13 protein-coding genes are annotated in these 22,417 nt (G+C 46.4%); 7 read left to right on the plus strand and 6 right to left on the minus strand.

Annotation, left to right across the window (positions count from 1 at the left end; all coding sequences use genetic code 11):
* Positions 1–183: 183 nt before the first annotated feature.
* The 5 genes from urtA to RIE73_RS27310 all read right to left on the minus strand — a co-directional run bounded on the left by urtA (position 184) and on the right by RIE73_RS27310 (position 9,120).
* Positions 184–2,970 carry an urea ABC transporter substrate-binding protein gene (gene urtA / locus RIE73_RS27290; RefSeq protein ID WP_446404159.1) on the minus strand — a complete coding sequence of 929 codons (2,787 nt, stop codon included), beginning with the start codon at positions 2,968–2,970 and terminating at the stop codon, positions 184–186.
* 433 nt (positions 2,971–3,403) lie between these two features.
* Positions 3,404–5,149, minus strand: coding sequence for an ABC transporter ATP-binding protein (locus RIE73_RS27295; protein ID WP_446404160.1), 1,746 nt, complete (start codon positions 5,147–5,149; stop codon positions 3,404–3,406).
* Between the two features lie 51 nt (positions 5,150–5,200).
* Positions 5,201–5,686, minus strand: coding sequence for a Yip1 family protein (locus tag RIE73_RS27300; protein ID WP_446404161.1), 486 nt, complete (start codon positions 5,684–5,686; stop codon positions 5,201–5,203).
* Positions 5,687–5,749: 63 nt separating this feature from the next.
* Complete coding sequence (locus RIE73_RS27305) at positions 5,750–8,119, minus strand: caspase family protein (RefSeq protein WP_446404162.1); 2,370 nt, start codon at positions 8,117–8,119, stop codon at positions 5,750–5,752.
* A 212-nt stretch (positions 8,120–8,331) separates the two neighbouring features.
* The gene (locus RIE73_RS27310; protein WP_446404163.1) at positions 8,332–9,120 is read right to left on the minus strand and encodes a hypothetical protein; all 789 of its coding nucleotides are present in this window, start codon (positions 9,118–9,120) and stop codon (positions 8,332–8,334) included.
* Positions 9,121–9,542: 422 nt separating this feature from the next.
* Here RIE73_RS27310 and RIE73_RS27315 point away from each other — a divergent pair, with 422 nt between their 5' ends.
* From RIE73_RS27315 to RIE73_RS27335, 5 genes are all read left to right on the plus strand, one after another.
* Positions 9,543–10,523, plus strand: a complete 981-nt coding sequence (locus RIE73_RS27315) for a serine/threonine protein kinase (RefSeq protein WP_446404164.1) — start codon at positions 9,543–9,545, stop codon at positions 10,521–10,523.
* Between the two features lie 236 nt (positions 10,524–10,759).
* The gene (locus RIE73_RS27320) at positions 10,760–12,604 is read left to right on the plus strand and encodes an alpha/beta hydrolase (protein WP_446404165.1); all 1,845 of its coding nucleotides are present in this window, start codon (positions 10,760–10,762) and stop codon (positions 12,602–12,604) included.
* A 592-nt stretch (positions 12,605–13,196) separates the two neighbouring features.
* Positions 13,197–13,370: a glycine zipper family protein gene (locus RIE73_RS27325; RefSeq protein WP_446395037.1), complete on the plus strand. Its 174-nt coding sequence runs from the start codon at positions 13,197–13,199 to the stop codon at positions 13,368–13,370.
* A 24-nt stretch (positions 13,371–13,394) separates the two neighbouring features.
* On the plus strand, positions 13,395–13,838 hold the full coding sequence (locus tag RIE73_RS27330; protein ID WP_446404166.1) for a hypothetical protein: 444 nt from the start codon (positions 13,395–13,397) through the stop codon (positions 13,836–13,838).
* Positions 13,839–14,010: 172 nt separating this feature from the next.
* Positions 14,011–14,169: a hypothetical protein gene (locus RIE73_RS27335; RefSeq protein ID WP_446404167.1), complete on the plus strand. Its 159-nt coding sequence runs from the start codon at positions 14,011–14,013 to the stop codon at positions 14,167–14,169.
* A gap of 43 nt (positions 14,170–14,212) precedes the next feature.
* Here the strand turns inward: RIE73_RS27335 and gyrA are convergent, their stop codons facing one another.
* Entirely contained in the window at positions 14,213–16,804 is a 2,592-nt protein-coding gene (gene gyrA / locus RIE73_RS27340; RefSeq protein WP_446404168.1) for a DNA gyrase subunit A, read from the minus strand.
* Positions 16,805–17,203: 399 nt separating this feature from the next.
* Here gyrA and RIE73_RS27345 point away from each other — a divergent pair, with 399 nt between their 5' ends.
* Together RIE73_RS27345 and RIE73_RS27350 are read left to right on the plus strand one after the other, a co-directional pair.
* A complete protein-coding gene (locus RIE73_RS27345) occupies positions 17,204–17,413 on the plus strand; it encodes a hypothetical protein (protein WP_446404169.1) in 210 nt (69 codons plus the stop codon).
* A 285-nt stretch (positions 17,414–17,698) separates the two neighbouring features.
* Positions 17,699–22,417 carry a tetratricopeptide repeat protein gene (locus RIE73_RS27350; RefSeq protein WP_446404170.1) on the plus strand — a complete coding sequence of 1,573 codons (4,719 nt, stop codon included), beginning with the start codon at positions 17,699–17,701 and terminating at the stop codon, positions 22,415–22,417.

Raw genomic sequence — 22,417 nt, forward strand, 5'->3', positions numbered from 1 at the left:
CGACCCAATTAAATGGATGGGAGTTTTTAATTGATACAAGCGGGTCGCCCCTACAGGTGGTTAATCTGGCATTTCTAAACAGGAACGCGATCGCACTTCTCGGAACCTCCAGCTAGATGAAACCCGCGCAGGCGGGTTTCGTTTGTGTAGCTGCGGTTTTAACCGCCCCGTTCTATCATATCTTTAATGGGTTTGAGCCTTCAGTCGGATATTCATCTCCTGACTCACAGCAACTTTACAATTTTGTCGCACCGGAATCTCAATAATAAACTCTGTTCCTTGTCCAGGAGTAGAGTGACATTGCAAAATTCCCTTATGCTTATCCACAACAATCTGATAACTAATCGAAAGCCCCAATCCTGTCCCCTTCCCAATCGGCTTAGTCGTAAAAAACGGATCAAATAACTTTAACTTCACATCATCTGTCATCCCTGATCCATTATCACTAATTCTCACCCGCACATAATCAGCCGAGGGCGCTTCCGTACAAATCCGAATCATCGGCGAGAACCTTGTCCCATTCCGGGCGACAACCTCCTCTAACGCATCAATGGCATTCCCCAGGAGATTCATAAACACTTGATTAAGCTGCGACGGATAGCACTCAACCGAGGGTAATTCCCCATACTCTTTCACTAATTCAATCTCTGGATTGTGACCATTCCCTTTTAGCCGATTCCGCAATAATAGTAAGGTACTCTCCATCCCCTCATGAATATCCATCGGTTGCATTTGGGCTTGATCCAAACGCGAGAAATTCCGCAAACTCAACACCAAATGACGAATTCGTTCCGCCCCAATCTCCATGGAACCCAAAGTTTTGGGCAGGTCTTGCATCAGAAACTCTAACTCAATCTCTTGGGCGTGATCTTGAATTTCCGGTGCAGGTTCAGGATAATACTGTTGATACAACTGCAGCATGTTTAATAAATCGTCGGTGTATTCTTTGGCGTAGTGGAGATTACCGTAAATAAAACTGGTAGGGTTGTTAATTTCATGGGCTACCCCCGCCACTAATGTCCCTAATGTGGACATTTTTTCCGTCTGCACTAACTGGGCTTGATAGGCTTTTAAATCATGCAACGCTTGCTTCAGTTGTTCCGCTTGGGCGGTGGCTAATGCGGCGGTTGTGCGACTATGGGCATATAATTCCGCTTGATCAATGGCACTGGATAGTTGATCAACTACCGAAACAATTAATTCAACCTCTTGTTCACTCCAGTAGCGACTCTGCTGATAATGTTCACAAACCACCACACCAATTTTATTGCTGCGAGTTTGTAGGGGGACAATGAGTAAGGCTTGCAGTCCAGAATTGAGGAAGCGATCGCGAGTCTTCCCCTTAAGCTGGCTATCGCTGGCAATATCGTCAATCCGTAGCAACGATTGCTGCTGAATCATTGACGGGAAATCCGGCAAAAGTTCGTCCGCTGTATTCCATTTTACTCCCCCATTCTCACTCAACTCTCCCGCCACTTCCATGGATTCAAAGCGAGGGGGACTACTCTGGAGATGATACCACAAAAACTGGCAGCGATCGATATGCAATAAACTACAGATTTCACTTACCGCCGTCTTCAAAATCTGTTCTAATTCCAGCGAACTGCGAATTTGACTCGACAAGCGACGCTTTAGCAATTTTTCTTGATCTTGTAACTGGCGAAATTGGGCTTCGGCTTGCAATAATTGGTCTTGAGTGCGTTGCAACTTTTCATTCGTCGCCATCAATTGCGCCATCGCCGCTTCCAATTCACGGGACTTTTGTTCCAGTTGGCAGTTATATTGAATCGATTGGGACACCTCTGCCAGCATATCAATTACCACTGGCGATATCTGATCACTTAATTGCTCAATTCCCAACCAAGGTTGAGGTTTTAGTCGTCCGACACTGGTAAAGACAATCTCAAATTGACCCCCCTCCAAAATCTTACCAATCCGGCAATGTTTGCTGACATGGTTATTTGTCTCAATCCGAATCTTCCCCCCCGGCGCTGCCAACGTTTGCCCATACGCCGCTTCTCGCACTGATTCCACATCAAAGCCACCCGCTTTTTCTACGGCTTGTTTCCACAGATAAACCTGGGTATACGCCGACTCAATCGGATCACTGGTGACTCTATCGTGACCATAACGCGCCTGAAAATTCTGGACAAATTCCCGATTTTTCGGGGTATCAATACTCTGAAAATAACTCCAACTGGCATAATGACCCGCTGCAATACTTCCGCCAATTCGCCGCAGTTCCTCTTCCGCGATACTCACGGCTAAAATGGGAATTTCCGCTGCTGTGATTCCGGCTGCTTGATACTGTTGATAAAAGGCTAAATTACTGTCTCCATTCAGAGTATTAAAGACGACATCCGGTTTAGCTTGCTTGATTCTGGCGATCAAATCACCAAAGTCGGTCATCCCTAAGGGAACATACTCTTCCCCCGCTAAACTTCCCCCTTGCTGTTTAAGTTGCGCCTTAATTAACTTGTTGGCGCTTCTGGGAAAAACATAGTCAGACCCAATCAAATAAAAGCGCTTCCCCTTATGTTCCAGCAACCAGTTAACCGCTGGACCGACTTGTTGATTCGGACAAATCCCCGTATAAAAAATGTGGCGAGAACATTCGAGTCCTTCATATTCAACCGGATACCACATCAGGGCGTTGAGTTCTTCGACGATGGGTAAAACCGCCTTGCGACTTGCAGACGTCCACCCGCCAAAAATTGTAGCAACATGGTCTTGTTCGATCAACTTTCTGGCTTTGGTCGCAAACGTCGCCGATTCCGATGCGCCATCTTCGATCACGGGTTCTATCGGATGTCCTAAGACACCACCCGCTTGATTAATTTCCGCGATCGCCATCAGTTCCGCATCCTTTAACGAGGCTTCGCTAATCGCCATCGTGCCGCTTAAAGAATGTAAAATGCCAACACGGATCGCAGCACCAGATCTGATCACTGACTGGTTGAATTCGCTCATTACTGATGTTCCCGAAATGTTCTCCCGTTAAGTGCCTCTCTACTGTCCAATAATCCTTTAACCGTTGCTTTTTGTTGTTGACGTGATCAATTAATTAATCATCTTATTGCAATCTGGATTAATTATTCCGTTTAAGATTTCTCAGTTCTTCCCTGTTTAATTAAAACCTGGGGAAGTGACAAAAGCCAAACACCCTGAGCGCGAATCCCTGGTATTCCATGAAGCTGCATAAAGCAACGATAGGTCAAATGCACGATTGAGGCAAATGCTAAACATTTGACTATTGCTTTTCACAATGTCCCTTTGAATACTAACCTACTGTACTGATGGAGAATTGTATCGATTTTTACCTTTAATTAAATCGGTGACAATTCTAATAATTCCTTACCAAAACTTTACAATTTCCCTGTTCCCTGTTCCCCGTTCCCCGTAACTAATGCAAAACTTCCTCAATCTGGTGCTGACTCCACAAGTCTTTATATAGTCCCGACCGTTGGATCAGTTCACTGTGAGTCCCCATTTGCACAATCTTCCCAGCATCCATGACAAAAATCCGATCAGCGGTAGCGGCGGCTGAGAGTTGGTGGGAGATGAAAATCACCGTTTTGCGGTCAACCCCTGTGGAAAGATTTGCCAAAATTTGGGTGGCCGTCTGATTATCCACACTAGAGAGGGCATCATCTAAAATCAGAATTGGCGCATCCATCACTAAAGCCCTAGCCAGGGCGATGCGCTGACGCTGACCGCCAGACAGAGTAATTCCCCGTTCTCCCACCATTGTTTCATACTGTTGGGGAAAATTGAGAACTTCGGCGTGAATTTGGGCTTGTTTAGCCGCCTGTTCTATCTCCGGCTGTTCGCTTCCCGGTGCGCCGTAGCCAATGTTATTTTTTAGGCTGGTACTAAATAAAAAGCTATCTTGGGGAACATAGGCGATCGCAGATCTTAAATCGGGTAAGCGTATCTTCGTGACATCGGAGTTATCCAGAAATAACTGATTCGGGGCAATATCCAACAGGCGAGGCAAAACATTTGCCAGGGTTGATTTTCCTGCACCAATCGCCCCGACAATTGCCACCGTTTCACCGGGATGAATATGAAAGTCAACGGCTTGCAGGGCGGGAGTTTTGGCATCAGGGAACGTATAGCTAAGGTTATCGGCTTTCAACTCTCCCTTAATCGGTTGCGGCAGCGCGATCGCATCCGGGGCATTTTTAATTTTAGGTTCAATCGTCAAAATTGACTCTACTCGGTCAATACTCACCTCACCCCGTTGATAGGTGGTAATCGTGAATCCGAGTAAGGCGGTGGGGAAGACTAAGCGTTCCGCATAGAGAATCAGGGCGACAAAATCCCCAACGGTAATCGCCCCCCGCGCGATCGCACCCGATCCAAACCACATCAACAAGAGTAAGCTGATATAGGATAGGGCTTCAATCACCGGAAACAGGACATTCCGAGTGCTGGCTAATCCTAGATTTGCTGATAACAGTCGTTGGTTCAAACCCCGGAAGGCACGGCGTTCATTTTCTTCCTGGGCGTAAATTTTAATCAGGGAGATCCCACTCATATCTTCCTGAACCAATTCGCTAAGATTAGAGAGTTCTTCCTGAACCGCCTGTTGTTGGGTACGCAGCTTATCACTAAACAAACGCACTGTGATCAACATGACTGGATAAACCGCCAGCGCCAAGAACGTCAGCCGCCACTCAATCGACATCATCACGGGTAGCGTTAAGCCGTAGGCAAAGACAATATTGGCTAAACTCAACACCGCAAACCCGACAAGGCGGCGGATATTGTCCACATCACTCGTGGCGCGGTTAATCAAATCACCGGCTGTATTCGTAGAGAAATAAGACGGTTCTAGGGTAAGCAGATGCTGAAAAATCTTTTGCTTGAGGTCAAATTCTACCCGACGCCCCACTCCAAAGATGAGGATACGCGATCCCATGCGAATCGCCCACATCAAGGATGCCAGGATAAAGATTAGTCCGACTAACTGCAACACCTGATCAAAGGCGAAGGCGATGCGGAGTTCCTCAATGCTATCCCGAATCAGCAGAGGAATGTAGACCCCCACGGCGTTGACAATCAGCAGCGCCAGGATGCCTAATGAGACCTGAGTGGTATGAGGGCGCAGATAGCCCAATAATTTTTGGATACGAGAATTAGCCATGTTACAAATCCTAACAATTTTTCGGCACAGACAATGGCTGATTTCTCGCGTTTAGGTACCCAAAATAATCATTAGGGGCCACAGGATGAGTCCGAATAGGGCTAAGACAGAAAGACTCAAGGTAATTGCCACACCGAGAATCGATGACAACCAACTCAACTGATGCACCCGACGGATGGCGATCGTCAGAGTCCCCAACACGCCAACGGTAATCGCCAGAGAAAACACAGCGCCCAGGGTTTGAGACCATTGACTTGCCGCGATCGCAACTCCTGTGAGGAGTAGGGGCCACAAGCCTTGGGCGATCGCACTCAAACTTTCCCGACCATTCCCTTGTCCCCCAAACAATTGAGCCACCAGGTTCAGAGATGCTCCCAGCCAATACCAACCCAGCAATCCAGCCAACAGGAACAGCACACCAAAGCCGATGATACCCCCCACACCCAATCCCGCTGCACCTGCGGCGTTTAGCGCCATTACCAGTATGACGAGTAACCCAATGGCAATGGCAGCTTGAATCGGAGAGCGAATGGTCAAAGGAATAATGACTATTTAGGCGGACATAATATATATGACAAATGACAAATGACGAATGACGAATCAAGAAACCACTTGATAATTAAAACTCAAGGTTGCCCAAACATTCACATCCAATGCATACACATCAGAACCGATACCCAACTTATCTGGAGTAATATTACTCGCCTGATGTAAGTCTTGCAGCAGCGCCCGGGTGACTTCCAGGGGATTAAACAAATCACCCACTCGTTCTCCCTCTCCCTTGGGACGCATGGCGGCTTCTAATGCCGCGATCGCACCTTTGAACGGAGAAGGGCTGCAAATCAGTTGAATTTCCGCCACACCTCCAGGACCCGGAACAGTCCAATTAAAGGATGCCGAGGGTTGGGGCAGAATCAGAGTTTCTCCGGGCTGGATTACACTCCGGATCAACGGTGGATTTTGTTCTGACTCCAATCCTTCTGGAGACGGTTGTTGCTGATAAAACGCGATCGCACCGCCACTACTTTCCAAACCCAATAGCAGGAAATACAAGGGGCGATCGCTATAATTTTCTAAGCGATACTGCACCCGACTGCCAATTGGCAACCTGGGCATGGTTGCTGATCCAACTGAGGGTAATGCCTTATCCCCATTTTTTTTCGGTTTATCAGTCGCGAATCCGGCAGAGGTGCGCCAGGTTTCCCGTTGGATGATTGTCTTGGTTTCTGGGGAAATCATTTCCAGCGACGCCCGAATCCCGACACGGGATGACCCTTCATTCGCCGTCAACCGCAGCCATTTTAGTGCCAACAAGGTTTTAAATTTACGATTTAAGCGATTCACCGCCGATTTAACCGCCTCAGTCTCCTCGCCTAGACTATTCGGAATTGGATTCCGGGCAACGGAAAAGAGTCCATAGCCTCCTTTAAACTTCGGTTCTGACGTTCCTGTTGCCTGTTTTTTGCCTCTGCCAAATAAATAATCTGCCGCTTGTTCCCCAGCCACGACGACGGATGACACCGAGGGAATACTGGCAAAAGCACTGGTTGCATCCACCCGTTCAATACGTTCTAAATGAGTATCCAGGGCGACAGTTAAGCCCAGATTTCGGGGCAATACTCGAATCCGTTCGCGTACCAGTTGACCGACTTGCGGTGGCACATTTTCCCCGCCATTCCCATTTAGTATACGTGCCTTGGCGGTTAACCCGTCTTTAGATCGCAGTTGAAGTTGAACGGATTTAGGGGCAGGTTGGGCAGGGTTATCCGGGGTTGAGGAATTATCTGGTGACGACGGCGGTAAATTTACAGGTTTCCCATCGAGCAACTCTAGAACCGAATTGGGACTATAGTACTCCAGCACGGGTGCAGGTAATCCCGCTAACCATAGCTGTGCTATTTTGCCCTTCTCTTCAATCCCCGTGACGACTCCATCTGCTCCCAAGGGGGGATTGGGGGATAAATAATAGGCAAGTAGGGGATTTTGGCTCTTTTGACCCGTTAACCGAGGCTGTTGTTCATTACCCGCAAATTGATTCACAATCCCACTGGTGCGACTGACGCTAACCTGAACACTGGTTGCAGCCGTGGCTTGCCAAAGATGCTGAGTTAGAGCATAGGTAAATAAACCCGCACTAAAGCCATTCCATTGCACCTCAGTTGCAGGTTGAGACGAACCCGCCGCCGCTAACACCAGTCCCGGCATTTGCATGGACTTATCCCATGATTTCCAGGGTTTTGATGAGGCTTTGATCCGCGACACCAGTTGCTCTTGAAACGCCAGTTCGTCTGGATTCGGCGCTGGGGCGGCTTGGCGGGAAGAAGAGCGGACTTTGAGACTTCCTTGGAGAAGATTCGCCGCTTGCGTATGACTGGTATCCAGAACCGTCGTCACCTGATCCGTGGCGAGCGATCGCAACAGCAATGCCAAGGTTTCGACTAAAAAATCATTCGCTGCCGGTTCGCCTTTTGTGGGTAAGATCCCATCAACGGGTACAAAACTGTTTTGCAAGGGTATCGACGAGGCTAAGGTTTCCTCCGGCTGAGGTATCTGCACCTGGCTACCGTAACCGCTGAAGTGGAAGACAACCACATCACCCGCCTCGGCTTGCTTGGTCAAATGTTCAATAAACGTGGTTTCAATCGCCTCGCGACTGGCTTGGCTATTTGTCAGCGTTACAATATCGTCACGCTTGAACCCAAACCGATGAATTAACAGTTCTCGTTGCAACTCCACATCCGTTACGCACCCCGCCAAAGCTGTCGTGCGCGGATACTCATTGATCCCCACCAGAAGTGCCAACTTACGTCCACCGGGTTGTGCCAGCACCTGAAAATAACGCTCCAACAAAGGCACGGCTAAACTCTTATCACCGAGGAGTGATAGTACCGTTTCACTGACTCCCAGTGCTGCCAACCCCAAGCCAGCTTTTTGTAGGAAAGTCCGCCGATTCAGTCCCATATTAGCCATCTACGCTGTTAATCTCAGCTATCAGCCTACCAGGAATAGGTTAGCGCGTTGTTATAAAGTTTTGAGTGTTGATCCTTCGCTTCGGAAAGAGGGCATAGTGTGTAGGGGCGGGTTTAGGGACTTTGCGCCAGCTATTGATGATAACGTTGGTTCAAAACCCGTCCTCATCTCCCAGACGTGCCATGGCACGTCTGGAACATTGCTCCCCCAGCTCAGATCTGTGGCGTCTTTCCCGACTGCTCCGAGTGGAGATTGAGAAAGAGGCGAATGCAGTGAGCCACTTTTTTGTAGTCCCAGAACGGATCAGCATCGGGGGTGATGGCTAAATGCTTACCTGAGTTCAAAACCAAAGCCACTCGCTCTATCTGGCGATCTTTGGCATCTCTAATTGTTTCTATCGTCACATCAACAATCTCGGCAAGGGGAAGTTCGATTGTTGTACCCCTGAGTAAACCCCGTTGCTTTAGCGTCATGCGATCGCGCACTTTGTCAAAGCTTAAGGTAACGACTTTCCCCTTCTGTGTCGCCACGAACAACCCCACGCCAATTAATAAACTGCCAAACAAATAACCAAACCAGCGATCGTCTTGCCGAACGTTCAGAGATGTCTTGCTTGGATTCATAATAAAGGCATTAATTTGGGACGCAATAGACTCTTGCTGATTACTATCGGCACTATAATCCGACGTGAAGGGAATTGCTGCGCTCCTCGTTAACAGGACAACCCGATAAGTATCATTACTCTCATTTCTCGGATCTATCTCAACGCTGGCATCTCGTAAACTGTCTAAAGGAATAGTTCTCACCTCTGCTTCGACTAACCGAGAGTTAACCAATTCACAACTGCCCATTTGTCCAGTTCGCTGACAGGTTAGGGCTGACCCGCCTTGAAAGGCAATTACCCCTAGCCCAACGGCGGCGAGAACACTACTCAAAAGCCACAGCAACAGAGGTCGGTGGCGGATGGTCAGCTTGATGCGATTGTATTCTACGATATCCATTCGTTTTTTGTCTTTACCCTGAATTAGTCAATGAGTCAACTAATTTTTCTCGCTAATAACGTCTAGGATATCTTGACTACAGCTAGTTAAACTTAAAACAAAATAAATCTTAATTATTGGTTGGTTTCAGAAAACCGAGTTAAGCTAAGTGTTAATTGTCTTTTATTTATGCGTTATATCCCCTAAAATACAACTGCATTAATGTAGACTTGTCTCATAAATTTGCTAATAATTACTCAAATTTTTACAAACTCAAAACGACGATTACCACTGTTAAGTTGAATTTTTACCACCGACTTCAACAGTCATCATTTCCTTTTACCTTGCTACCTTCTGCCATCTGCCCTCTGCCCTCTGCCTTTGTTTCTGCCTTCTATCTTGCCCTTGTGTCAGAATTAAGGTAACGTCTTGGATTTACGGTAATGGCTTGGACAACGGGACAGACGTTACAAAATGGCAAGTACACGATACAACAGGAATTAGGACGGGGACGTTGTGCGATTACCTATCGGGTCAAAGATGATACCGGAAAGGATTTTGTCGTCAAAACCCTCAATCAGGATATTCTCAGTCAACTTCCGGATGCAGAACGAACTAGCATCGAGTCAAAATTTTGTGATGAGGCGCTGAAGCTGGAACGTTGCAAGCATCCTCATATTGTCCGAGTTTACCGCACGTTTAAAGAGGGGCAAGTTTTTTGTATTTTGATGGAGTATATCGCTGGGATTAAACTCTCTGACTTGGCGCTACCCATACCCCAAAAGGAAGCCTTAGGTTATATCCAACAGGTGGGTGAAGCGTTAATTGAGGTACATCAACAGGGATTACTGCATCGGGATGTGAAGCCGGAGAATATTATGATACACGCTGGAAAGCAGCAGGCGGTGCTGATTGATTTTGATTTAGCGGGGGAATTTAATAATCCGTTAACCTCTCGTTGGAAAGATAAGCAATTCGCCCCAGTGGAGTTAAGTTCAACGAACCGAGAAAGGGGGGCGTATACGGATGTTTATTCGTTAGCCGCAACCTTGTATGTTTTGCTAACCGGGAAATTACCTGCGACGGCGTTAGATCGTTTGGATGATATTGCTGAGTTAGTTGAACCGAAGACGCTAAAGTTTGATATTTCTGAGCAGGTGAATCAGGCGATTGTCCAAGGTATGAAATTGGAATATGGCGATCGCCCGCAAACAATGGAGGAGTGGTTAGCGTTATTGGGAATCAGGCGAGGGATAAGGGTTGCTGGATTTCCGCAAACGAAGGCGGAATGGGTGAAGGTGGGGAAAATAGTGGGGGGAATTCTGGGGATAGCCGCCGCGATCGCAGGTATTATATCGATGACGGTTGATATTGGGGTTTGGTCTCCAGATTCTTCTTCTCCCTCACCAGAGGAAACCAAATGAAGGGAAGCCGCCCTCACCCCCAGCCCCTCTCCCAACCCCCCTCGTTCCCCCCTACGAAGAGGGGGGAGGACTAAGGATGTTTCACTTTTGTTGCACGGGAGAGGGGAGCAAGAAGGGAGCTAGAGAGATTAAAATTCTATAAAAATTATTGATTTTAATAACAATTACTTAAAAAAAGCACCAATTCGAGTAAACTGAAGCTCTTAAACATTATTTGTCTGTAAAATTGGTAACCGATGACATCAATCCAGTCGAAAATTTCCGAATTTGAAATTGTCCCCATCGAAGAATTTAGCAAAGAGAAAGCCGTTTGGGGGTACTACGTCAATAGTACGGCACCGATTAATGCTGAAGATCTGGTTCAAAAAGTAAATCAGCAGGAAAATCCATTAACCCAACAGCGACTCCGAGAAATTGCTGACTATCTCGTCAACAGTGAAAATCCGCAAATCGTGATCTCGGTTCATGGCTATGGGACTCGACGCTCTGAGGCGCAAAAACGATACCGGAAAATTTATAAGTATGTTACAGAGAATTGCGAACCTGAAAAACCGAAAGAAACCGTTTTTATTGGATATCGTTGGCCCGCAGAAAACCCAAAGCAAGATGACCCACAACCCCCTAGTAATGAACCGACGACTATTGGTGACAAGTTAAACTATGCCTTCCAATCACTGCCAACACTTCTAAGTATTGTTTTAAGTTTTGGGCTGATTTTGGGATTTATTACGGTTTTTTTAAGCATTGCCAGACCTTTTGTATTGGGTCACACGACTGCTCAATTTATTACATTGGCTTTAGTTGCCATCGTTTCATTCTTTAGCACTAAAGCTGTTTTGAAGAAAACCGATTTACAGGATTTACTACCTCGGTTACCGATTTACATCCTCTTAGGTGGGTTGCTCATCGGTGGGCTGGGAATTTTCCTACCTTTGCCACTCAATGGGGTAGTTAATGGGTTATTCGTCATTCTGTTAATCCTATTTATCCTGTCAGTGGGAATAATCCTGGCGTTACTAGCACTCAGGTTATCAACGTATCTACGCGATCGCAACCGGGCGATGAACTATGGTGTTGTGGATTTAGTGGAATTAATCCGGCAAATTGACCAAGCTGTGATCGAATGCCCGCAAAGCGAAGATATCCGAATCAAGTTGAATTTTTTGGGTCACAGTATGGGCTGTTTTGTGGTTACTAATGTTGTCCGCATTCTGTCCGATGTATTCGATACAGAGTCCATTAACAAACAACCCTCTAACTATATTGGTCGCGTTTTTAGTTTGGGTCGATTAATTCTGGTAGCTCCCGATATCTCCATTGACTCGATTATGCCTGTGCGGTCAAACTTCTTGCGATCGGCATTACGTCGTTGCGAAGAGGCATATTTGTTTAGTAATGAAGGCGATTTAGCCCTGCGACTGGCATCAACGGCGGTAAATTACATCAGTTTTCCCGCCAAAACTCGTTTTCGCGGTTACCGACTGGGGAATTTAACAGTACAACGGTTTGCTGATCAATATGACTATCGCAATAAACAACTGACTGAGAATGATTACGGAATTGTGAACAATAAAAATGGTCAAATTGAATCGCCGTATTGTTGTCTAGAAATTCGGGCGTCTAATCGGGAACATCAACAACTCGATGAACTGGTTCCCGTCGGTCAGGTTGAGAAGGAGATTGTGAAAGGTTCTGATGTCTCCACTATCGATTTACAGGACGTGCGAGTTGCGGATCGGTTTACCTATTTTGATTGCACGGATTATTGTGATTTTACTGACTCAGAACCTAATAAACAAACAGGTGTGGTTAGTCAGTCTTTGAAAAAATCGGCATTAGTGGTGTTTGATTACTTGCGATTGAGCATTGCATACTTTGTTAAAGGGGAAATTAATACCCATGGCGGTTTCTTTTATGGCAAGTTGAGTCAGCAACTTATGTATGAGCTGGCTTTTCTCGGCTTTCAAGGCTTGTTGGATAACATAAAACCGGGGAAGAACCGAGATGAGCAAATCCAGGAGTTATCTCAACAGTGTTGTGAGAAGTATATTCAGGTGGTTATTGCTCCCGAACGGGTTTAAACCATCCCTGGCGAAAGGTTGATGCTGCTTGTCTATGAACCGCTTCTAGCTGTTGCCTAACATTAAAATGAACCTACAGCTCAATGTCAGTGTAAAATGCTATATGGGAACCGATCGCGAATGGTATTAGTAGGTTAGGTTGACGTGCCGAAACCCAACTTATTAGCAACGGATGAGTTTATGTAGTGGCGTGGCACACCTGAATTGATAGTTTACCATTACATCAAAAAAATGTAGGGGCGCAAAGCTTTGCGCCCGATTCAATGGTGAAATCTATTCCACAATTTTAGCTGTGTCAAGCCGCCATCGTGTGTTAGCCAAGCGTAACGCACCAATGGCATAATATAAGCTTGATTTGTGTAACTTATTAACCACATCCATTAGCAAAATAGTATAATCGTTATCTGTTGATATTTCCTCAAGCTTTGTGATTGGTGGGTTACGGCGGATATCAAATTAGAGGGTTGCTTTTGAGATAGTATGACCGCCTAACCCACCCTACTGAGACTTATTTTTTTAGGTTTTGGAAACGGATGAGGCAGAATAAAGAAATAAGGGCAATTATCCTTAATTAACACGATTCATTAGCAATTTGATACATAATACGTATACCATCGAACGCCGTGAATGGTCAATTATAAGGGCGGGTTTAGGCACAATTGTAGGGGCGGGTTTAGGCACAATTGTAGGGGCGGGTTTAGGAAATAAAATCAGCCATTCAGAAATAACTGAGCAACAAAACCCGCCCTATCTCACCGCTAACTGACAAAGGAAACCCGCCCTGTTTAAAATGCTGAAACTGCAAATCGAAGCTGAAAAACTTTGCGCCTTGCTGAGACAGCACAATTACCAATGCTTGAAACAACCCCGCCGTTTGTCTTGGACAATCCAAAAAAATGGCAATTCCTACACCTTAACCTGGCTACCTGAACCTGTAACGGATTGGAACTTACTCCCCCACGACACCACGCCAACTTATCAAACTCTGTGGAACCTGATCCAATCCACGCTGAATATTCTCCGAGGTAAAAACCTGCCAAACCCAGTCCAGTCCAACATTCCAGCCTTGAACCGTCCCTGGGCGATCGTCCGCCTGCTTCCGAATGAGCAACGCTACACTATCGCTCGATTCTACAACCGTCAAGATGCTGAAGATTATATCAGAGTTCTCAACCGCTCTATTCCAGCCGCCCGATTTGAAATCACCTTTGATGTTTCCGCCGATTTGAGTTAGTCTCAGTCAGTTTTCTTATCGGTAAACCTGCTTAAGTTTTTATCTAAGCTGTCATGCATTTCAATGGGGTAGTAGCGAGCCAGATGCCCGCACTACAAGGCTTTTGCAATGATTAATATTAAAGGTGAAATGTCCAAAATATTAAATATACATCATTGACTCTTGAACGAAAATGACTATTCTATTTCGCCGCATTAACCCTCCGACTTTTTCGATTACATTAAATATGATTGCCCAATTCTTAGGCATTCCAAAATCCCTGATTATCCGCGCCGAACGTTGGATTAAAGTCCCCCTTTTTAAGGGGGATTTAGGGGGATCTAAACGTTAGGATTGAAGTCAGATGAAAACTGTTCCCTGTTGCCTAATTGACGTTACAACGCCTCATCCAGGGCTTCAGCTTCTTCCTCAGAACCCGATAAAGGAACCAACGCCACCGCTGCGATCGCATCCTCTTCATCTAAGCGCTGGACTCGTATCCCTGTCGCCATTCGGGATTGGGGGGAAATGGCATCCAAGGCTTGGCGAATAATAATTCCTCGCATGGTTACCATCATCAGTTCATCCCCTTCATTCACCACTCGCAATGCAGCGAGTTTATCTTTGTTATGGCGGAACTTAATTGCCACTAATCCCATTCCGGCGCGATTTTGCAGCCGGAATTGAGACACTGGCACTCGCTTACCTAAACCGCCTGTGGTAACCACCAAAACCCAGGGTCCTTGACCGGCGGTTTCGTGAATTTCTTCCCCATTCAGTTCATCGCTGGTATCGTCTTCTGTTTCCACCTCTTCACTGTTAGCTGTAGCAATCAGCCTCTCGACAACTTGAGCCGGGAGAATATCCATACTGATCAACTCATCCTTAGAGCGCAGTTTCATCGCCTTCACCCCTCGTGTCGCCCGACCTAGGGGACGCAGTTGATCGTGATCGGCTTTAAAATGAATTGCCATGCCCTGACTCGAACCAATGATAATACTATCTTCGGCTCGGCATAGACGCACCCAGCGCAGTTGATCGCCTTCACCCAAAGAAATGGCAATTAACCCATTTGCCCGGATATTACTAAAGGCATCCAACGCCGTTTTTTTGATATACCCTTTACGAGTTAACATCACCAAATACACATCATCGGTGAACTCGGAAACAGGGACAACCGAGGTAATTTTTTCATCGTGGGGAATCGGTAGCATCTGCACGATGGGAACCCCTCTGGCGGTGCGAGAGGCGGCGGGAATTTGGTAGGCGCGTAGGGAATAAACGACACCGCGATCGCTAAAAAAGAGCAAACTATCATGATCACAGCAGGTGAGGAAATGCTCAACCCCGTCATCTTCCTTCATCCGGGCGGCGGCTTTGCCCCTGGTTGCCCGGGCTTGGGCGGCAAAGGAGTGAATCGGCATCCGTTTAATATACCCTTGTTCGGTGACTAATATCACCGCTTTTTCATTGGCGATTAGGTCAATATCATCCAGTTCCCCTTCCACCTCTTGAATGGCAGTGCGACGGGGTGTATCGTGGGTGGTTTTAATCTGAATCGCTTCGGTTTCAATAATTTCCAGAATCCGCTGTCGATTCGCCAGAATATCTTGCAGATCGGCAATCCGAACTCGTAACTCTTCGTGTTCGGCTTGAATTTTCTGGGCTTCTAATGCCGTCAACCGTCGCAGTTGCATTTGCAAAATGGCATCGGCTTGGGGTTCAGACAGTCCAAATTGCTCGATTAATTGACTCTTGGCGGTGGCGGTATCATTAGCCGCACGAATGACGGCGATAACTGCATCTAGGTTATCCAGGGCAATGAGTAACCCTTGCAGTAGATGATCCCGTTCCTCCGCTTTGCGGAGTTCGTATTGGGTGCGCCGGGTAATTGTTTCAATGCGGAACTCTAGGAAGACGTTGAGGAACTGTTTGATTGTCAACAGTTGGGGTTCATTCCCGACTAATGCCAACATGTTGGCACCAAAATTGGTTTGTAGGGGGGTTTGTTTGTAGAGATTATTCAGAACTACACGGGGATAGGCATCCCGCTTCAGTTCAATCACCACCCGCATTCCCCGGCGATCGCTTTCATCGCGAATATCGGAAATGCCTTCGATGCGCTTATCATTCACCAGTTCGGCAATTTTTTCAATTAGTGCCGCCTTATTGGTTTGGTAAGGCAATTCGGTGACAATAATCGCCTCTTTATCCGGGCGTCCCCGGTGTTCAATGGTTTCAACTTGCGCCACACCCCGCATGGTGATTGAGCCGCGCCCGGTGGTGTAGGCGTCTTTGATGCCGGATCTGCCCAGGATTTGACCGCCAGTAGGAAAGTCAGGGGCGGGAATATACCGCATCAATTCTTTCTCGGTGATTTCTGGGTTATGGATCAGGGCGACTAAGCCATCTACCAATTCCCCCAGATTATGGGGCGGGATATTGGTTGCCATTCCCACCGCAATACCTGATGATCCATTCAGGAGTAACTGGGGAACCCGGGCGGGAAGAACGATGGGTTCTTGTTGTGATCCGTCGAAGTTATCTAGGAAATCGACCGTTTCTGACTCAATATCCCGGAGTAGGGAGTCTGTGGCTAAGGATTGCAAGCGGCATTCTGTGTAACGCATTGCCGCAGGTGGGTCATTATCCACCGACCCAAAGTTACCATGTCCGTTAATTAGGGGCGATCGCATGGAGAAATCCTGTGCCATGCGAACCAAGGCATCGTACACCGCTGTATCGCCGTGGGGGTGATATTTACCTAAGACTTCACCCACAACACGGGCGCATTTACGGAAGGGGCGATCGGGCGTGAGTCCCAGTTCATGCATCGCATAGAGAATCCGCCGATGTACTGGCTTGAGTCCATCCCTCGCATCGGGTAGCGCCCGACCCACGATGACACTCATGGCATATTCTAGGTATGACCTAGACATTTCGCTGCGAAGATTTGTCGGGACAATCCGCTCTTGGGAGGTACTCATAGAACGAAAAACTCCATAAAAATTCAGGATTTAGGCAAAAAACGCGCAAAAATAGAGTTAAACTGCCCTGTTTAACCCGAATCCTTGCTCAAATGTGCCTCTTTCTTTTAATATTTTAACACAAGTTTACCCGGACTCGGAGTCAGGGAAAGCCTTAGTGAGATAAGGGATAGAGGGGGTTTCGGGGCAGTGCGATCGCCCTTTGTCCAGATGAGCAGTTACTCACTGCTGACGTCTGAGCGGTTTTGAGATAGTTTAGAGTTACGTTACCGAGTGCCGTATAGCGTACAGGGAAAACTAATCGGGTCACAGGTAACGGCTGATTGATAGGAGGCGATCGGTTAGGCTTCCCGCCTTGCTCAACGCCCTGTAATTACCCGAAACAAGGAAACAGGAACCATGGAAATAGCTATTGCTATAATCGCGTTTTGTATCATTGCGACTCTGGTAATGCCGGGACTGTTGTCTCGGAACCTAACGATTGCGTTGCTGGGCTTTGCTGTCTTATATTTAGTCAGACCCAATCTACTGACTACAGAACAAGCTTTGGCGATTATTGTTTTCGGTATTCTGTTTATGTTGGTTATTCCTGATCTGGCAAAGAAATAGTGAGCATTATCAACAGGATAAGTAGGGGCGCACCGACGTGCGCCCACCAATGTTTTCTACATAATTAAGCAAGTTTTTTAGTATCATTTTTTTCGTGAGCATCATCTCTTGATAAAAGAGAATCAGCTTTGATAATCCCCTTTATATCTTGGGGACTTTTCCATTGAATCCCTCTACCATCTGCCTGGGATCATTGTTTCTACCAAAACGGGCGTATTTAATCCGGATTTAGCCTAAAGCTGCCTGGGTTTCAGTTCAACAGATCATAGCGATTAAAAATTATCTATGTCGTGGGATACATTTCTACAAGAAGTTGCTGACATCCATGGTCTGTTTGATGAGGATAATAGACAGGTATTTCTCTTTAGATTTGCTGAACGAAACCTGGCACGGTCACATATCCAGGTTGCCCAAGACTTGTATATAAGTGAAGTAACACTACAAAGGCGATTAGGAATCGTTTATGCTGTTTTTGCTCCCAGTTGTCAGGCTCTTAATAGTGCTAAAAAAGGTAAATTTAAGATATTAAGAGAATGGTTAAAAACTGAATATATAGAAAATCAGATAAACTGCCAGGGAAACCGACAACCTCTAATGTATCGGTTAAGTCAGGTTCTTCACCTCTCTGACTTACACTTTGGCACGACTGACAATGCCCGCATCTGGTATGCTCAGTTAGCTGAAGATTTACGCTACGAGCTAAACTGTTCTCGTCTGGATGCACTTATACTTTCCGGTGATATTGCCAGCCAATCTACTCCTGATGAGTATGCTGCTGCCAAATTATTTATCAGTCGTTTATGCCAGGAATTCCAGCTTGAGCCGCAACAGATTGTCATCGTTCCGGGTAATCACGATCTGAACTGGGAACTGGCAGAATCAGCTTACATACGAACTAACCGAGAAGATTATCAGGGAGAACTGAGAGAAGGCTGTTATCTAGAAGAAAGTGGGAGTGTTATTAAAGTTAGAAATGAAGCTATATATAAACAGAAATTTGCTCACTTCAGCCGCTTCTATCAGGAGATAACGGGTGATAATTACCCCTTAGAGTATGACCAACAATATAGTTTACAGCATCTCCCGGAACAAAATTTGCTAATTTTGGGGCTAAATTCAGCGTGGCAAATCGATCATTATTATCGGTCTCGTGCCAGTATCCATCCTGAAGTTATCAGTAATGTATTAAGCCAAATTCGCCGTAGTTCAGATTATGAAAATTGTCTCAAGATTGCTGTTTGGCATCATCCACTCAATAATGGCTCGGAGGATTGTATAAAAGAACAGGGGTTTATGGAACGCTTGGCGGCTGCTGGCTTTCGCCTTTGTCTTCACGGTGGCATTCATCGGGCGGAGAGTAGTTCCTACCACTATCATTACCGTACTGGTGGACAGATCATTAATATCATTGGTGCTGGAAAGTTTGGTGTCTTAACTCAAGAGCGGAGTTCGGCTTATCCTTGGCAATATAACTTACTCAAGATAGAAGACAACCAATTAACTGTTGAAACTCGCCAACGAGATAATAATAATGGCAGTTGGCAGCCTGATAATCGATGGTTTAAAGGCTCTGAAATTGAGCCTATGTCACGTTATCTAATTAATCTAGATGCAGCGAATTTAGAAGATCATGAACTTGAGGTTGAGCAGGGGAAGGCATACGCTGAATCGGGACGTTATGAAGAGGCGATCGCTTGTTATAAATCGGCTCTACAGTTTTATACTCGTGAAGCATTTTCTCAAGAGTGGGCAGAAATTCAACAGTCTTTAGGACAAGTCTACAGCGAACGTATCCAGGGAGATAAGGCAGAAAATATAGACGAGGCGATCGCCTGTTTTCAAGCCGCCTTAGAAATCTATACCCGTGAGGCGTTTCCTGAACAATGGGCGATCACTCAAAATAGTCTAGGAGAAGCCTATAGTCATAAAATTAAGAGAGCAAATATAGAGAATAGAGAACGTGCGATCGCATCCTATGAAGCGGCGCTACAAGTCTACACCCGCGAGTCATCTCCTCAACAGTGGGTGAAAGCCCATAATAACTTGGGTGATGCCTATATGGGACGATTGTGGGGCGATTTGACTGAAAACACAAAACTGGCAATTAGGAGTTATGAACAGGCGTTAGTCGCTGCACGAGAAATTAGTGATCGCTCTGCGGAAGCTCACTCTCTGGAGAAGTTAGGTCATGGGTTTTCCCATTTTCTCAAAGAATACCAACGGGCAAAAGACTACTATCAGCAGTTTTTGGGAATTAGTGAAGAAATCGGCGATCGCGTAGGTATTGGCAATGCTCTGAATTGTTTGGGCAATGTTTATTCGTCTCTAGAAGAATTTCAACAAGCCATAGAATACTATCAGCAATCTTTGGCGATATTTGAGGAAATCGATGACCGTTCTGGCATTTCCGACTCTCTGTATAATTTAAGCCGTGCTTACGATTCCCTAGGCGAATCCCAACGGGCAAAAGACTATGAGCAACTGTATTTGGCGATCAGTGATGGAATTAGCGATCGCGCTGGGGAACAACTAGCACTACTTCAAAATGATTCTGATGAAAGGGTGCGTCGGTTAGCGAGACAACTCCTGATTAATAATCTACACCAATCCCAACCTATAAGCCGTGATCAGGCACTTGCACGTATCGAGTTGGTTCGGGAAAATATTCTGGATTTAAAAGTAGATGCAATTGTTATCCCCACCAGTCCAGATCTAAATTTTAATGGGCGTGTTGGTAAACAGCTTCTGGAAAGATTGGGGTCTGATTTGTACAAAAGATTACAGAACCAGCCTAGACCATCATTAGGTGAAGTTCTTGTAACTTCTGCTAGTCCTCTGTCGGCTGGCTACCTATTCCACACTCCAATATATGATGTATATCCTACCGCTAAAACTGTCTTGCAGAGTATTACTGCTGCCTTAACTCAGGCTGAAAACATAGATAATGTCAAGACAATAGCTTTTCCTTCTGTCGGCACTGGTGCTGCGGGGTTGAATCCAGCTAGTTTAGCTCCAGAAATCTTGAAGATTGTCACGAATTACCTACAGCGTGGAAGTCACCTAGAGAAGGTTATTTTTGCTTTTGTAGATGAACTGGCATACCAGGCTTATGTCAGTGCTTACCAGACTCTCGTTCAGGAAAGCAACTTAGTTTATGGCATCTCATTAACTATATTCCCAGAAGCAACTTCAGTTGGCGGGGACATAGAAGTTTCAATCTCTCTCAAGTCAGTTGGGGAAGTTGATGAAAGGGATTATATGTTTCAACTTCCAAAAAGCGAAGCTATCGGCAGCGAATTGAATATATTACTCAATGCTCCTGGTTTCCAGTTAGATGGTGATAACACAGCAAGCTTACCCTTAGATCCAGATGTTAACGGAGAAACCATTACGAGACAGTTAACTCAAACTGCAACATTTTGCCTGACTGCACTCCGTTCTGGCACAGCTACTATCAATGCTGAACTCTACCGGGGAGACACCTTCGAGACAACCCTAGAAACCCAAGTACAAGTCGCCGAATTTGACACAACCCGCTTCACTCCTAAGCGCATCACCACCCAACCTCGTCCTGTCCCCCAACCTGACTTTATCCTCCGCATCCAAACCATCTGGAATGACACCCATTCAGCCTGTCAATTCCAATATCAACTCAGAAGCTTCCGGATACCATCACTCTTTCCTGGCGAAATTACTTATCACTCAGAATTCCTTTCCAGTCGTTGGCTAGAACAGATGCAGGGGTTGTTAGGAACTACACTAGAAACGATATCAGAGGCTCTCCCCGAAGACGGGCGATCGCGTCTCATGTCTCTGGGTCAATATCTCTTCACTCACCTACTTCCCAGGGAACTCCAAAATGACCTGCACACGGTTACTCGGCTCAATCGCACCTTTACGCTCCTGATCCTAGCTGACCAAGATTCCGCCCTCCCTTGGGAACTGTTGCACGATGGTGAACGGTTTTTGAGCGATCGCTTTATTATCGGACGCTGGTTTTGGGAGTTGAACCCGACTAGACCTCACGAGTTTCCAGTGGGTGCGATTCATGTTGCTCACTATAATACCGTTGAACAACCAGAACTGTGGACTGACCTACTAGAACCCCCCGGCGCACCTCCGGCTTTACCTTTACCTGACGGTGTACTCAGCCATCTGGACTCAACCACAGCCATGGGGGGTCTCCATTTAATCCGCTACAGTTTATCAGACGCCACTAACCGCCAAAATGCCCCGGTCAGGTTGGATAATGGGAATCAAGCTCAGGATATCGATCGCCAGATTCGTCCCGCTAAACTGAACTTGCGTCGCCATCGACCTTTGGTTAGTCTGGGTTCTGTGAGACAAGACCAACCCGAATTAATCCCTTTAGAACAAACCTGGGCGTCCGCCTTTATCCGCGCCGGATGTAGCGCCTTTACAGGTTCCCTGTGGGCGGTTAATCCAGCCGTGGAAGCGGCTTTTATTAGCAGCTTCTATCATCGTCTTTGGATGGGGGATTCCTTAGGAGAAGCCTTTCAAGCCAGCCGTCACCTGGCGCGTGCGGCGGTTCCCGATTCCCTGGATTGGCTCAGTTATGTTCTTTTTGGTGATCCCATGGCGCGTCCCTATCGTCCCGTGGAAGGGAAAGGGTATGCTGTGGTTGAACCCATTGGTCGAGACATCGATGAACCGTTACCGCCAAATGTCCCGGTGCGCTTCCGTCTCAGCCTGCGCCGCACCCCTCCAGTATGGCACGAGGAGCGAGTCATAGAAGTGGCTGAAACCCTTACTTTTGACAATTTACAAGCTCATGTTAAAACCTTCGGATTACAGGTGACTCCCGATTCTCCCATTACGATGAATTTGGCTCCCACAGGAAATTATTTAGGCTGGTTTACGTTAGTTGCTCCTCCAGAAATGGTAGGAAACTCGGCTTTGGTGCAGGTTTTCTTAATGGATGGAATCTTACCCATTCACAGCCTGATGTTCTCGCTAACAATTGCAGCCGAGGGAGGTGATTAG

Source organism: Coleofasciculus sp. C1-SOL-03 (assembly GCF_040220555.1).
Classification (GTDB): Bacteria; Cyanobacteriota; Cyanobacteriia; order Cyanobacteriales; family Coleofasciculaceae; genus Coleofasciculus.

Coding starts and splice junctions, on each gene's coding strand:
- RIE73_RS27295 (WP_446404160.1), bottom strand. CDS start 5,149: ATGGCTAATTCTCGTATCCAAAAATTATTGGGCTATCTGCGCCCTCAT.
- RIE73_RS27320 (WP_446404165.1), top strand. CDS start 10,760: ATGACATCAATCCAGTCGAAAATTTCCGAATTTGAAATTGTCCCCATC.
- RIE73_RS27330 (WP_446404166.1), top strand. CDS start 13,395: ATGCTGAAACTGCAAATCGAAGCTGAAAAACTTTGCGCCTTGCTGAGA.
- RIE73_RS27310 (WP_446404163.1), bottom strand. CDS start 9,120: ATGGATATCGTAGAATACAATCGCATCAAGCTGACCATCCGCCACCGA.
- gyrA (WP_446404168.1), bottom strand. CDS start 16,804: ATGAGTACCTCCCAAGAGCGGATTGTCCCGACAAATCTTCGCAGCGAA.
- RIE73_RS27305 (WP_446404162.1), bottom strand. CDS start 8,119: ATGGCTAATATGGGACTGAATCGGCGGACTTTCCTACAAAAAGCTGGC.
- RIE73_RS27345 (WP_446404169.1), top strand. CDS start 17,204: ATGGAAATAGCTATTGCTATAATCGCGTTTTGTATCATTGCGACTCTG.
- urtA (WP_446404159.1), bottom strand. CDS start 2,970: ATGAGCGAATTCAACCAGTCAGTGATCAGATCTGGTGCTGCGATCCGT.
- RIE73_RS27315 (WP_446404164.1), top strand. CDS start 9,543: ATGGCTTGGACAACGGGACAGACGTTACAAAATGGCAAGTACACGATA.
- RIE73_RS27350 (WP_446404170.1), top strand. CDS start 17,699: ATGTCGTGGGATACATTTCTACAAGAAGTTGCTGACATCCATGGTCTG.
- RIE73_RS27335 (WP_446404167.1), top strand. CDS start 14,011: ATGACTATTCTATTTCGCCGCATTAACCCTCCGACTTTTTCGATTACA.